Source organism: Kumtagia ephedrae, assembly GCF_003012745.1.
GTDB lineage: Bacteria > Pseudomonadota > Alphaproteobacteria > Rhizobiales > Rhizobiaceae > Kumtagia > Kumtagia ephedrae.
Map to the genome: position 1 here is coordinate 113,797 of NZ_PXYK01000008.1, position 12,506 is coordinate 126,302.

Here is a 12,506-nt window from a genome sequence, read left to right on the forward strand (position 1 = left end):
AAGCCATTGCACAAGCCGGAGCGGAACAATAGATGGTGCAGCACAAAACGCAGGAAAAGTCGGATCGCCGGATGGACATCGAAGCTGCAAGCCTGATCGATCGCGTCTCCGCCCTCGTCGACGCCGCGAAGGCGGCGGGTGCGGATGCCGCCGACGCGGTAGTGGTGCGCGGCCGCTCGACCAGCGTCTCGGTGCGGTTGGGCAAGGTCGAGGCCACGCAGTCCGCCGAGGGCGACGACGTCTCGCTGCGGGTGTTCGTCGGCCAGCGCGTGGCGAGCGTCTCCGCCACCGCCGCTTCCGATCCCAGGACGCTCGCCGAGCGGGCGGTGGCGATGGCCCGGGTGTCGCCGGAGGACCCGTATCAGGGCCTTGCCGACGCCGCGCTGCTGGCAAGGACCGTGCGCGACCTCGATCTTTTCGACCCGGCCGAGATTTCCGCCGATCGGCTGAAGGAGGATGCGCTGGCGGCCGAGGCGGCCGCGCTCGGCGTTTCCGGCGTGACCAATTCCGGCGGCAGCGGCGCCAGCGCGGGGCTCGGCGGGCTGGTGCTCGCCACCTCGCACGGCTTTCTCGGCCAGTATGTCGGCACGCGTTTCTCGCGCTCGGCCAGCGTGATCGCCGGCGAGGGCACGGGCATGGAGCGCGACTACGATTTTTCGTCGCGCCTGCATTTCGCCGATCTCGATGCGCCCGAAGCCATCGGCCGCAGCGCCGGCGAGCGCGCCGTGCGCCGTCTCAACCCGCGCAAGGCCAGCACCGGCGAGGTCACCGTCGTCTTCGACCCGCGCGTGGCGCGCGGCATCGCCGGCCATCTCGCCGGCGCCATCAACGGTGCCTCGGTAGCGCGCAAGACCAGTTTTCTGCGCGACATGATGGGCAAGCAGGTGGCGTCGAGCGCCATCACCGTCGTCGACGAGCCGGCGCGCCGGCGCGGCCAGGCATCGCGCCCCTTCGACGGCGAAGGCGTGGATGGCTCTACCCTGACCATGGTCGACAAGGGGGTGCTGCAGCACTGGTTCCTGTCGACGTCCGCCGCGCGTGAACTCGGCCTCGAAACGAACGGCCGCGGCGTGCGGGGCGGCTCCTCCGTCTCTCCCTCTTCGACCAACCTGTCGATCGAGCCGGGCGGCGAGACCCCGGAGGCGCTGATCGGCGCGTTGAAGTCCGGCTTCTACGTCACCGAGGTGTTCGGCCAGGGCGTCAACATGATCACCGGCGAATACAGCCGCGGCGCCTCTGGCTTCTGGATCGAGAACGGCGCGCTGACCTATCCTGTGTCGGAGGTGACGATCGCCTCCAACCTCAAGGACATGTTCCTGCGTATGGTGCCGGCGAGCGATCTCGACCGCAACTACGGTACGGCCGCCCCGACGCTGCTCATCGAAGGGATGACCCTTGCCGGAAGCTGACACCAGCGCAATTGACGCCGGGCTTGCGGCCGATCTCGATCTGCTGCGCGAGGCGGCGCGGGAGGCCGGCCGCATCGCCATGCGCTTCTTCCGCCAGAAGCCGGAAGTGTGGATGAAGGGCGGCAGCTCGCCGGTCAGCGAGGCCGACTACGCCGTCGACCGCTACCTGCGCGAGACCCTGCTCGCCGCCCGCCCTGATTATGGCTGGCTGTCGGAGGAGACCGCCGATACGGCTGCGCGGCTTTCCGCCCGCCGCACCTTCGTGGTCGATCCGATCGACGGCACGCGCGGCTTCCTGGAAGGCCTCGACGTCTGGTGCGTCAGCGTCGCCGTGGTCGAGGCCGGCCGGACGATCGCCGGCGTGCTGGAATTGCCGGCGCGCGGCCAGACTTTTTGGGCGCTGCCGGGGCAGGGCGCCTTCCGCAACGATCAGCGCATCCGGGTGCGCCAGCCCGCCGCGAAGCCGGTCGTCGCCGGCCCCAAGCCGATGATCGACGCGCTGCCGCAGCACTGGCTCCGCCGGCTGGAGCGTCGCGGCTACATCCCGTCGCTCGCCTGCCGCATCGCCATGATCGCCGACGGCACCCTGGACGCCACCTTCGTCAAGGCCAATGCGCATGACTGGGATCTGGCGGCGGCCGACCTCATCCTGCGCGAGGCGGGAGGCGACATAGCGAACGGGCGTGGCGAGCATCCTCGCTACGCCGGCGAGACGGTGGCCCATGGCGCGCTCGCCGCCGGCAGCGGCGAACTGCTTGACGCGATGGTCGGCGTCATGGCCGCACAGGCCCCGTAGCCATCGTCGCCTGCAAGCGGATCGGTTCCAAATTTCGCCGAATTCCTCTAGACAAGGCACGCTCTCCCACACGACTCAGGGTTTCGGCATGGCTGAACAAGATGACAAGAAGCAGCTGTTGCACCTCGTTTTCGGGGGCGAGCTGAAGTCGCTCAAGTCCGGCGAGTTCCGCAACCTGGACCAACTCGACATTGTCGGCATCTTCCCCGATTACGCTTCGGCGCTGGCTGCCTGGAAGGGCAAGGCGCAGGCCAGCGTCGACAATGCGCATATGCGCTATTTCGTCGTCCATCTGCATCGGCTGCTCGATCCCGAGAGCGGCGCCCCGGGTGGTCCGAAGGCATGAGCGATAGTCCCGTCGCGCCGCTGGCCGTCCGGGCCGCGGCGAAGAAGGATCGTCGCGCCGGTCCGCTCAAGTCGTTCTGGCGCAGGATCCGCAAGCCTCTGGCGCAGTCGCGCCTGGTCAAGGCCACGGTCGCCTCGCTGCTGGCGCAGGTGCTGCGCTTCGTTCACGCCACCAACCGGCAGGCGTCCGGCTCGACCGATGCAGGAAAGGCCTACGCGGCGGTGACGCCGGCGATCATCGCCATCTGGCACGGCCAGCATCTGCTCGCGCCGGCCATCTATCCGCGTGGCGCGCCGCTCACTGCCATGGTGTCGCGCAGCGCCGACGCCGAGCTCAACGCCCTGGTGATCGAGAAGTTCGGCTTCGACGCCGTGCGCGGCTCGGGCGGGCGCGAGAAGGCGAACAAGCGCGACAAGGGCGGCGCCCAGGCATTGCTTGCCCTGAAAAAGGCGCTCGATGCTGGCAGCAATGTCTGCATGATTGCCGACATTCCTCATGGCACCCCGCGCCAGGCCGGCATGGGCATCGTCACGCTGGCGCGCCTGTCAGGGCGGCCGGTGGTGCCGGTCGGGCTCGCAACCAGCCGGCGCAAGGTGCTGGAAGGCACCTGGGACAAGACCACCATCAACCTGCCCTTCGGCCGCCGGGCGCTGATCGTCGGTGATCCGATCGCCGTTGCGGCCGACGCCGACGACGCCGAGCTGGAACGCAAGCGCCAGGAGATAACGGCGGGACTCAACGAGGCGACGGAGCGGGCCTACCGGATCGTCGACGGTCGCGCATGAGCGAACGCTGGGCCCGCGCCGTTCTCAATACCTATCGGCTGGCCGGCGCCGCCGTCTTTCCGCTGATCGGCACCTATGTCGGCTGGCGCGCCAGCCGCGGCAAGGAGGACCGCCTGCGCCGGCGCGAGCGCTACGGCCGCGCCAGCAAGCCGCGCCCGCCCGGGCCGATCATCTGGGTGCATGCGGCAAGCGTCGGCGAGACCAACGCCATCGTGCCGCTGGTACGGCGCATCCTCGATTACGGCGTCAACGTCGTGCTCACCACCGGCACCGTCACCTCGGCGCAGGTGGCCGACGAGGTGCTGGGCGACAGCGTCATCCACCAATACGTGCCGCTCGACCTGAAGCCGGCCGTCAGCCGTTTCCTCGATCACTGGGAGCCGGACCTCGCCATCATCGCCGAATCGGAGATCTGGCCGATGACCATCCTCGAGCTCGGCGAGCGCCGGGTTCCGCAGGTGCTGGTCAACGGCCGCCTGTCCGACCGTTCCTACCGGTCGTGGAAGAAGCGGGCCTTCCTGGCCGAGGCGCTGTTCGAGAACCTTGCGCATGTCGTGGCGCAGTCGGAACTCGACGGCGAGCGCTTCCAGTCGCTGGGCGCCCGTCCGGTGACCGTGTCCGGCAATTTGAAGGTCGACGTCACGCCTCCCGAGGCCGACGAGGCGGCGCTCTCGGCGCTGCGCGACCAGATCGGCAAGCGGCCGACCTGGGCGGCGATCTCCACCCATGACGGCGAGGAGAAGGTGGCCGCGGAAGTGCATCTGGCGCTGCTGCGTGCCCGCCATCCCGAGCTGCTCACCATCGTGGTGCCGCGCCATCCCGAGCGCGCAGCCGCCATCGAGGCGGAGATCGCCGCGATGGGCCTCAAGACCGCCCGGCGATCCAGCGGCGACAGGATCACGCCCGAGACCGACGTCCTGGTCGGCGATACGATCGGCGAGATGGGCCTCTATCTCAGGCTCACCGAGATCGCCTTCGTCGGCCGCTCGCTGACGGCGGAAGGCGGCCAGAATCCGCTCGAGCCCGCCATGCTTGAGACCGCGGTGCTCGCCGGGCGCAACGTCCAGAATTTCCGCGACAGCTACCAGCGCCTGATCGACAGCGGCGGTGCCAGGCTGGTGCGCGACCGCGACATGCTCACGGGCGCGGTCAACTACCTGCTCTGCAACGAGGCTGCGCGCCGCGACATGATCTCCGCCGCCGCGGCCACCGTGGGCGACATGCGCGGCGCGCTTGCGAGGACGCTGAAGGCGCTCGACCCCTTCATCCATCCGCTGGTGGTCAAGTCGCGGCTCGACGGGACCAACGGAATGCGGGGCCGATGAGGGCGGCGAGGCGGCGTTAGATGCTGGCGGAGGCGCCTCCCTTCTGGTGGCAGGCCGAGGCCGACTGGCGCGCCACGGCGCTCACGCCGCTGTCGCTCGTCTATGCGGCGGCGGCCGGTCGCCGCCTGGTGCGGGCGCCGCGCGAGAAGGTGGCGCTTCCGGTCCTGTGCGTCGGCAACTTCACCGTCGGCGGCTCCGGCAAGACCCCGGTGGCGATCGCGCTGGCCCGGAGGGCCAGGGCGATGAAGCTGAAGCCCGGCTTCCTGTCGCGCGGCCATGGCGGCAATGTCGGGGCGTCCCGAATCGTCGATCCGGTGCTTGAGGACGCCCGCCATGCCGGCGACGAGCCGCTGCTGCTGGCGGCCCACGCGCCTGTCGCGGTCTCGCCCGACCGGGCGGCCGGCGCGCGGCTGCTGGCGGCGCGCGGCTGCGATTTCCTCATCATGGACGACGGTTTTCAGAGCGCCCGCATCCACATGGACTATGCCTTGCTGGTGGTCGATGCCGGCCATGGCGTCGGCAATGGCAGGGTGCTGCCGGCCGGGCCGCTGCGCGCGCGTGTGGTCGACCAGCTCCGCCATGCCGACGCCGTGCTGCGCATGGGCGAGGGGACAGCCGCCGATCCCGTGGTGCGTCAGGCGGCTCGCGCCGGCAAGCCGGTCTACGATGCGGTCTCGCGCCCGCGCGATCCCGATCGCTTTGCCGGCCGCCGCTTCCTGGCCTTCGCCGGCATCGGCCATCCCGAGAAATTCTTCGCCATGCTGCGGCGGGTCGGCGCCGAGGTGGCGGTCGCCCGGCCGTTTCCCGACCACCACTTCTATACGACGGACGAGCTGCGCGCGCTGATGGCGGAGGCTCGAACTGAGCGGCTGACCCTTGTCACCACCGCGAAGGACATGGCCCGTCTGTCGGAAGAGCGTGTGCCCGCCGGCTTCCTCGCCATGACGGAGACCTTCGAGATCGATGCCGTCTTCGACAGCGACGCGGTGCCGCGAAGGATCATCGACGAGACCTTGCGCGCCTGGCGTCGGCGCTAGCTGAGGCGGCGCTTGCGCAACTCCGGATTGGTCTCGATCTCGCGCTGCAGCGAGGCGGCGGCGTCGATATACGGCTCCTGGCGCGCCACGCTCCAGTATTTCAGCTCGTCGAGCGCAATGCGCCCGCCGGTCACCGCGCAGGACACGAAGGATCCCGGGCTGGTTACCTGAAAATCGCCGTCGAGATAGCGGACCCCGGCTTCCCTTGCGCCTGGACCCTCGAAACGGTTCATGCTCGATCCTTTCAATCCCGCTTCTTCCGCCATAAATCGGCAGGGAGGTCAAGCGTAGCGGCCCGTTGATCTTCCGGACCATCCATACGATCACGCTCGCCCGCGGCGGCGGGAAATCCTGGCGCTTGAGGATGCAGTTCGTCCAAGGTGGCAGAATTAGGAATGAAATTCCTTATCGGTTTCCCATTTATCTTCGATAAGCGGCCATCTCAGCATTTCGATCCAACCAAAGGTAGGATTCTGTCATGAAGCTCTTCAAGTCGCTGCTCGTCGCCGGGGCCCTACAGCTCCTGGCGCTGGCCCCTTCGCATGCCGGCGAGAACCTGGCGAAGATCCAGTCGGCCGGCATCATCAAGATCGGCACCGAGGGCACCTACGCGCCCTTCACCTATCACGACACCACCGGGGCGCTGGTCGGCTTCGACGTCGAGATCGGCCAGGCGATCGCCAAGCGCCTCGGGGTCAAGGCGGAGTTCCTGGAGGGTAAGTGGGACGGCCTGATCGCCGGCCTCGACGCCAACCGCTACGACGCCGTCATCAACCAGGTCGGCATCACCGAGCAGCGCAAGCAGAAATACGATTTCTCCGTTCCCTACATCGCCTCCAAGGCGGTGCTGATCGTCGGCGCCGACAACGAGGAGATAAAGTCCTTCGCCGACCTCAAGGGCAAGAAGTCGGCGCAGTCGCTGACCAGCAATTTCGGCCGCCTGGCGGAAGCCAACGGCGCCGAGCTGGTCGGCACCGACGGTTTCGACCAGTCGATCCAGCTTCTGCTCAGCGGCCGCGCCGACGCCACCATCAACGACAGCCTGTCCTTCCTCGATTTCAAGAAGCACAAGCCCGACGCCCCGGTGAAGATCGTGGCGCAGGAGGACAAGGCCGACCATTCCGGCGTGATCATCCGCAAGGGCGAGCCGGAACTGCTGGAGGCGATCAACAAGGCGCTGGCCGAGATCAAGGCCGACGGCACCTACAAGCAGATCTCCGACAAATATTTCGGTCAGGACGTCTCGCAGTAGGAAACCGCCGGAAGTCCTGGAGCATGATCCCGAAAGGTGCAGACTTTTCGTATAAGATCATGCGGCGAAACAAAGGGTTGGAGCAGGATGGCTTCGCTCGAAGTCATCCTGCTCTGACGGGCGGCCGGTCGATCGACCGGCCGCCCGTTTGTTTGCCCGCTTGCTTCATGCCAAGGTCTGCCGCCCTCGTGGTTTCGGGAGATGACGCGTGCCCCACTGGCTTCAACTGATGCTGGACTCGCTCGGCCCGCTGTTGTGGGCGGCGGTGAAATTCACAGCGCCGCTGACCATCCTGTCCTTCGCGCTGGGGCTGACAGTCGGCCTGATCGCCGCGCTGGTCCGGCTGTTCGCACCGGCGCCCTTCGCCGCGGCGATCCGCTTCTACGTCTGGATCATCCGCGGCACGCCGCTTCTGGTGCAGCTCTTCCTCATCTTCTACGGCCTGCCCAGCGCCGGCATCGTCATCGACGCCTTCCCGGCTGCCCTCATCGGCTTCACGCTCAACATCGGTGCCTATTCCTCCGAGATCATCCGCGCCGCCATCTCCTCGGTGCCGCGGGGCCAGTGGGAGGCCTCCTATTCGATCGGCATGAGCTTTCAGCAGACGATCCGCCGCACCATCCTGCCGCAGGCCGGCCGGGTCGCGGTGCCGCCGCTTTCCAACACCTTCATCTCGCTGGTCAAGGACACCTCGCTCGCCGCCGCCATCACCGTGCCGGAGCTGTTCCAGGCGGCGCAGCGTATCGTCGCCACCACCTACGAGCCGCTGATCCTCTACATCGAGGCGGCGCTGATCTACCTGGCGCTGAGCTCGATCCTGTCGGCCCTGCAGGTGCGGCTGGAGGAACGGCTCAACCGCTATGGCGGCTTCCTGGAGGCGCGGTCGTGATCGAGCTCGTCGACATCGAAAAGCGTTTCGGCGACAACGTCGTGCTGAAGGACGTCACGCTGCGCATGCGCGAGGGCTCGGTGACCGCGCTGGTCGGCCCGTCCGGCGGAGGGAAAAGCACGCTGCTGCGCTGCATCAACCTCCTGGAGATCCCGACCGCCGGTACGGTGCGCATCGGCGAGGATTCCCTGCGGTTCCATCCCGGCCAGAAGGTCGGCTGGGCCTCGATCCAGAAACTGCGCCGCCAGACCGGCATGGTCTTTCAGAATTTCCAGCTCTTTCCCCACAGGACTGCCATCGAGAACGTCATGGAGGGCTTGGTTACGGTGCTCAGATGGCCGGCCGGCAAGGCGCGTGAGCGGGCGCAGGCGCTGCTCGACAAGGTCGGGCTGGCTGAAAAAGCCGACGCCTGGCCGGCGACGCTGTCGGGCGGCCAGCAGCAGCGTGTGGCCATCGCCCGCGCGCTGGCGCCGTCGCCGCGCGTGCTTTTGTGCGACGAGCCGACCTCGGCCCTCGACCCGGAACTGTCGGAGGAGGTGGTCGACGTGCTCGGCCAACTGGCGAAGGAAGGCACCACCATGGTGATGGCCACCCACGACCTTAGGCTCGCCTCCCGGGTCGCGCACGAGGTCGTGTTTCTTGAAGCGGGCAAGGTGGTGGAGAAGGGCGAGCCGGCGAAAATCTTCGGCAGCCCCGAGCGCGAACGCACGAAACGCTTCATCGCCACGCTGACGCAGCGGTGAGGGGCGTCAGCGCCTTCCGAACAGCCTCTCGATGTCGGCGAGTTTCAGCTCGATATAGGTCGGCCGGCCGTGGTTGCAGGTTCCCGATCCCGGCGTGGCCTCCATCTGCCGGAGCAGGGCGTTCATCTCGTCCGGCAGCAGCCGGCGGCCGGAGCGCACCGAGCCGTGGCAGGCCATGGTGGCGGCAATCGCGTGCAGCCGCTCCTTCAGCGTGTCGACCGTGTCGGTCTCGGCGATCTCGTCGGCGAGGTCGCGCACCAGCTGCTCGACATTGGCCTCGCCCAGCATGGCCGGTGTCTCGCGCACGGCGACCGCGCCGGGGCCGAAGCGTTCGATGCCGAGGCCGAAGCGCTTCAGCGTATCGGCATGCCGCGCCAGCCGCTCGGCGTCGTCCTCGCTGAGGTCGACGATGGTCGGCAGAAGCAGCATCTGCGCCGGCATTGGCCGCGCCTCCAGCGCATTCTTCAGCGCCTCGTAGACCAGCCGCTCATGCGCGGCGTGCTGGTCGACGATGACCAGCGAATCGCCGGTCTGCGCGACGATGTAGTTTTCGTGCACCTGCGCCCGCGCCGCGCCGAGCTGGAAACCCAATGCCTCCGGCGCCGGCTCGTCGGTCCCTGCGCGCGCGTCGGCGCTGTCGAGCGGCCCAGTATCGAAGGCCGCCTGCACGTCCTCGGCAAAACCCGCCGCCAGCGGCCGCTGGAACGAGCGCGCGGCGTCGAACACGCCGGGAACGGCACTGCGGAAGGCCGGATTGTAGCCGCGGTGGCCGCCGCTCGGGCCGGGATGGCCGTAGGTCGTCGGGCCGGCGCGGAAGGCGCCCAGCATCGCCGCCGCGCCGGTCGAAGCCGGACGGATGCCGGCGCCGGCCAGCGCCTCGCGGATCGCCCCGACGATCAGGCCGCGCACCAGGCCGGGGTCGCGAAAACGCACGTCGGCCTTGGCCGGATGCACGTTGACGTCGACCAGCGCCGGGTCGAGCGACAGGAACAGCGCGGCCACCGCATGGCGGTCGCGCGCCAGCGTGTCGGCGAAGGCGCCGCGGATGGCTGACGCGATCAGCCGGTCGCGCACCGGCCGGCCGTTGACATAGACATATTGCTGCAGCGCGTTGGCGCGCGAATAGGAGGGGATTGAGACGTGTCCGTCGAGCCGCACGCCTTCGCGCGCCGCATCGATCGCCAGCGAATTCTCCGGGAATTCGACGCCCATCACCTGGGCGATGCGCTTCAGCCGGTCGCCGGCGGTGGTGAAGTCGAGCGTCGAGCGGTCCGAACCTGACAGCGTGAAGCGGATATTCGGGAAGGCGATGGCGATGCGCCTGATCACGTCGGCGATCGCGCTCGCCTCGGCCCGCTCGCCCTTCATGAATTTCAGCCTGGCCGGGGTGGCGTAGAAAAGGTCCCTCACCTCCACGGCCGTGCCGCGATTGGCGCCGGCCGGTTTCACCGCCGAGACGCGCCCGCCCTCGACCGTGATCTCGGCGGCCTCGCCGTCGGCGGTGCGCGAGCGGATCGAAAGCCGCGACACCGAGCCGATCGACGGCAGCGCCTCGCCACGGAAGCCGAGCGAGCGGATGTCGTGGATGTCGTTGCCGAGTTTCGACGTGCAGTGCCGCGACACCGCGAGCGCCAGCTCGCCGGCGGCGATGCCGAACCCGTCGTCGGTGACGCGGATCAGCGACAGCCCGCCGCCCGCCGTGGCGATCTCGATGCGGGTGGCGCCGGCGTCCACCGCGTTCTCGACCAGTTCCTTGACCACGCTCGCCGGCCGCTCGATCACCTCGCCGGCGGCGATCTGGTTGACCATCGTTTCGGAAAGCTGGCGGATCGGCATGGCGCCATTTTATAGGGGATTCGCCGGCGGGACGAAACGGCGAGCGCTTCACGTAGCTTGGGACGCGCTGTATTGATTGGAAGCGCCTACACGAACTGCAGCGTCGCCGCCGCGAGCGCCAGGTAGCGCCCGGTCTTGGCGATCGCGACGATCGTGACAAAGCTCCACAGCGGCTCGCGCAGCACGCCGGGGACCACGGTCAGCGCGTCGCCGCCGATCGGCAGCCAGCTGAGCAGCAGCGACCAGCGGCCATAGCGGCTGTACCAGCGCGTCGCCCGCTCCAGCGCCGCATCGCTCGCCGGGAACCAGCGCCGGCCGCGAAACCGCTCGATGCCGCGCCCCAGCACCCAGTTGACCACCGAGCCGAGCACGTTGCCGATGCTCGCCACGAGCAGCAGCAAGGCAATCGAAAAGCGGTCGGCGACGAGCAGCCCGACCAGCACCGTCTCCGACTGGGCGGGAAGCACGGTCGCCGCGAGGAAGGCGCTGCCGAACAGGCCGAGATAGGCGGCGAAGTCCGTCATGGCGCTTCGCGGCGCCGGGGCGCATCGGGCGGGTGACGCAGGTTTTGCATGAGACGAGCTAATGCAGGGAGACAGGATTTTCAAACGCTGCGTCCCCCGTGCGCCGATAGCTCGGTGGCGGCCCCGTGCCGAAGCGACGATGACCGGCCGCCCAAGGACGCGATCGCCGCGGCGGCATTCCATCGCCCGCAAAAAAGCCGCGATGGCCGATGCTTGGTTCCGAACCGACATCGGCTTGCGAGGAATCGCGATGCTTGCGCAGAAAACGCCACTCGTCAGGCTGGTTTTGCCCTGTGCGCTCCTCGTCTGCGCGCTGTCGCCGGCGCAGGCGGCCGAAACGCCGACGGAGGCGGTCATGGCCTTCTACGACCGGCCCGGCCTCGAAAATGATCCGGCGGCGCGGGACCGCTTCGCCGATCCTGCCAGGAGCGTGCTCGACGGCAGCGACCGGCTGCGGCGGTCGGGGCAGGGCGAGTGCCTCGACCCTCATATGGCGCTGGACAATGTCGAGGGCGACGCCGCGGACCTGCGCAGGACGCTCAGAACGCGCGAAGTCGTCCAGGCCGAGGAGGCGAAAGTGCTCGTCGCCTTCACCGCGCAAGGCGCGCCGCATCGCATGGAATGGAAGCTGAAGAAAGTCGGCGGCGCGTGGAAGGTCGTCGACATCCTGTCGGTTACCGGCGAATGGGCGCTCAGCCAGTACAATTGCGAATGACGTCGAGCCGCCTCGACGCATTGCGTCCGATCCGCCAGGTCACGGATGCGCGGCGCGCAGCCGCGATCGACCAGGCGGGAGGGAACGCATCGGGCGAACGGGTGTTGGGAGCACAACCATCCCGCAAAGGAGTCGATACGATGATCGTTACACGCCGTTCAGCCCTGATGATCGCCGCCGGAGCCGCCGTGGCCGCGACGGCACGTCCCTCGATCCTGCGCGCCGCCAGCCCGTTCGAGCAGCCGCCTTTGCCTTACGGCGAGGATGCGCTGGCGCCGCAGATCTCGGCGCGTACCGTCGGCCTGCATTACGGCAAGCACCACAAGGCCTATTTCGACAAGCTGAACCAGCTGGCGCCGGGCACGCCCTACGCCGACATGGAGCTCCGCGAGGTGGTCGTCGCCGCGAAGAAGGACGGCGAGGACAAGATTTTCAACCAGGCCGGCCAGGCCTGGAACCACGTCTTCTACTGGGAGCAGTTCAAGGGCGGCCCGGCCAAGCCGGCCGGCGCGTTCGCCGAGGCGATCGAGCGCGATTTCAACGGCGAGAAGGGCCTGTTCGACGCTTTCGCCAAGGAGGCGGACAACGTCTTCGGCACCGGCTGGGTCTGGCTGGTCGCGGACGATGGCAAGCTTGCGCTCAAGGGCTACCAGGACGCCGGCAACCCGCTCCCGGACGGCCTGACGCCGCTGGTCGGCATCGACCTGTGGGAGCACGCCTACTATCTCGACTACGAAAACCGCAAGGCAGAGCACATCGCCGCCGTATTGTCGGAGCGGGTCAACTGGCAGGCGGCGGGGGAGAGGATGGGGTCTTAGCCCGACGCTCTCGAGATCCCAGGATCCGTCA

At 68.4% G+C, this 12,506-nt stretch carries 14 protein-coding genes; 11 read left to right on the forward strand and 3 right to left on the reverse strand.

The features are described from left to right. Positions 1–32: 32 nt before the first annotated feature. The 6 genes from C7I84_RS10450 to lpxK all read left to right on the forward strand — a co-directional run bounded on the left by C7I84_RS10450 (position 33) and on the right by lpxK (position 5,698). Positions 33–1,409, forward strand: coding sequence for a TldD/PmbA family protein (locus C7I84_RS10450; RefSeq protein ID WP_425351321.1), 1,377 nt, complete (start codon positions 33–35; stop codon positions 1,407–1,409). Continuing rightward, a complete protein-coding gene (locus C7I84_RS10455) occupies positions 1,396–2,205 on the forward strand; it encodes a 3'(2'),5'-bisphosphate nucleotidase CysQ (RefSeq protein WP_106772113.1) in 810 nt (269 codons plus the stop codon). The genes C7I84_RS10450 and C7I84_RS10455 overlap by 14 nt, the downstream gene beginning before the upstream one ends. An 88-nt stretch (positions 2,206–2,293) precedes the next feature. Then, positions 2,294–2,551, forward strand: coding sequence for a DUF4170 domain-containing protein (locus C7I84_RS10460; RefSeq protein WP_106772114.1), 258 nt, complete (start codon positions 2,294–2,296; stop codon positions 2,549–2,551). Continuing rightward, positions 2,548–3,336: a lysophospholipid acyltransferase family protein gene (locus C7I84_RS10465; protein ID WP_106772115.1), complete on the forward strand. Its 789-nt coding sequence runs from the start codon at positions 2,548–2,550 to the stop codon at positions 3,334–3,336. Before C7I84_RS10460 ends, C7I84_RS10465 begins: the two co-directional genes overlap by 4 nt. Further along, a complete protein-coding gene (gene waaA / locus C7I84_RS10470; protein ID WP_106772116.1) occupies positions 3,333–4,661 on the forward strand; it encodes a lipid IV(A) 3-deoxy-D-manno-octulosonic acid transferase in 1,329 nt (442 codons plus the stop codon). Before C7I84_RS10465 ends, waaA begins: the two co-directional genes overlap by 4 nt. 20 nt (positions 4,662–4,681) lie before the next feature. Continuing rightward, positions 4,682–5,698: a tetraacyldisaccharide 4'-kinase gene (gene lpxK / locus C7I84_RS10475; protein WP_106772117.1), complete on the forward strand. Its 1,017-nt coding sequence runs from the start codon at positions 4,682–4,684 to the stop codon at positions 5,696–5,698. Here the strand turns inward: lpxK and C7I84_RS10480 are convergent. After that, positions 5,695–5,931: a DUF2093 domain-containing protein gene (locus C7I84_RS10480; protein WP_106772118.1), complete on the reverse strand. Its 237-nt coding sequence runs from the start codon at positions 5,929–5,931 to the stop codon at positions 5,695–5,697. The two genes, lpxK and C7I84_RS10480, sit on opposite strands and share 4 nt — an antisense overlap. A 245-nt stretch (positions 5,932–6,176) precedes the next feature. Between C7I84_RS10480 and C7I84_RS10485 the strand changes: the two genes are divergently transcribed. The 3 genes from C7I84_RS10485 (at position 6,177) to C7I84_RS10495 (ending at position 8,582) form a co-directional block, all read left to right on the forward strand. After that, complete coding sequence (locus C7I84_RS10485; protein ID WP_106772119.1) at positions 6,177–6,950, forward strand: amino acid ABC transporter substrate-binding protein; 774 nt, start codon at positions 6,177–6,179, stop codon at positions 6,948–6,950. 208 nt (positions 6,951–7,158) lie between these two features. Continuing rightward, the gene (locus tag C7I84_RS10490) at positions 7,159–7,839 is read left to right on the forward strand and encodes an ABC transporter permease subunit (RefSeq protein WP_106772120.1); all 681 of its coding nucleotides are present in this window, start codon (positions 7,159–7,161) and stop codon (positions 7,837–7,839) included. Next, a complete protein-coding gene (locus C7I84_RS10495) occupies positions 7,836–8,582 on the forward strand; it encodes an amino acid ABC transporter ATP-binding protein (protein ID WP_106772121.1) in 747 nt (248 codons plus the stop codon). Before C7I84_RS10490 ends, C7I84_RS10495 begins: the two co-directional genes overlap by 4 nt. Before the next feature lie 6 nt (positions 8,583–8,588). Here C7I84_RS10495 and mutL read toward each other — a convergent pair whose 3' ends face one another. Beyond that, the gene (gene mutL, locus C7I84_RS10500; RefSeq protein ID WP_106772122.1) at positions 8,589–10,418 is read right to left on the reverse strand and encodes a DNA mismatch repair endonuclease MutL; all 1,830 of its coding nucleotides are present in this window, start codon (positions 10,416–10,418) and stop codon (positions 8,589–8,591) included. Positions 10,419–10,504: 86 nt separating this feature from the next. Beyond that, entirely contained in the window at positions 10,505–10,942 is a 438-nt protein-coding gene (locus tag C7I84_RS10505) for a YqaA family protein (protein ID WP_106772123.1), read from the reverse strand. A gap of 250 nt (positions 10,943–11,192) precedes the next feature. Here C7I84_RS10505 and C7I84_RS10510 point away from each other — a divergent pair, with 250 nt between their 5' ends. Continuing rightward, positions 11,193–11,657 carry a hypothetical protein gene (locus C7I84_RS10510; RefSeq protein ID WP_133170083.1) on the forward strand — a complete coding sequence of 155 codons (465 nt, stop codon included), beginning with the start codon at positions 11,193–11,195 and terminating at the stop codon, positions 11,655–11,657. A 140-nt stretch (positions 11,658–11,797) separates the two neighbouring features. Next, the gene (locus C7I84_RS10515; RefSeq protein WP_106772125.1) at positions 11,798–12,475 is read left to right on the forward strand and encodes a superoxide dismutase; all 678 of its coding nucleotides are present in this window, start codon (positions 11,798–11,800) and stop codon (positions 12,473–12,475) included. Positions 12,476–12,506 lie beyond the last annotated feature (31 nt).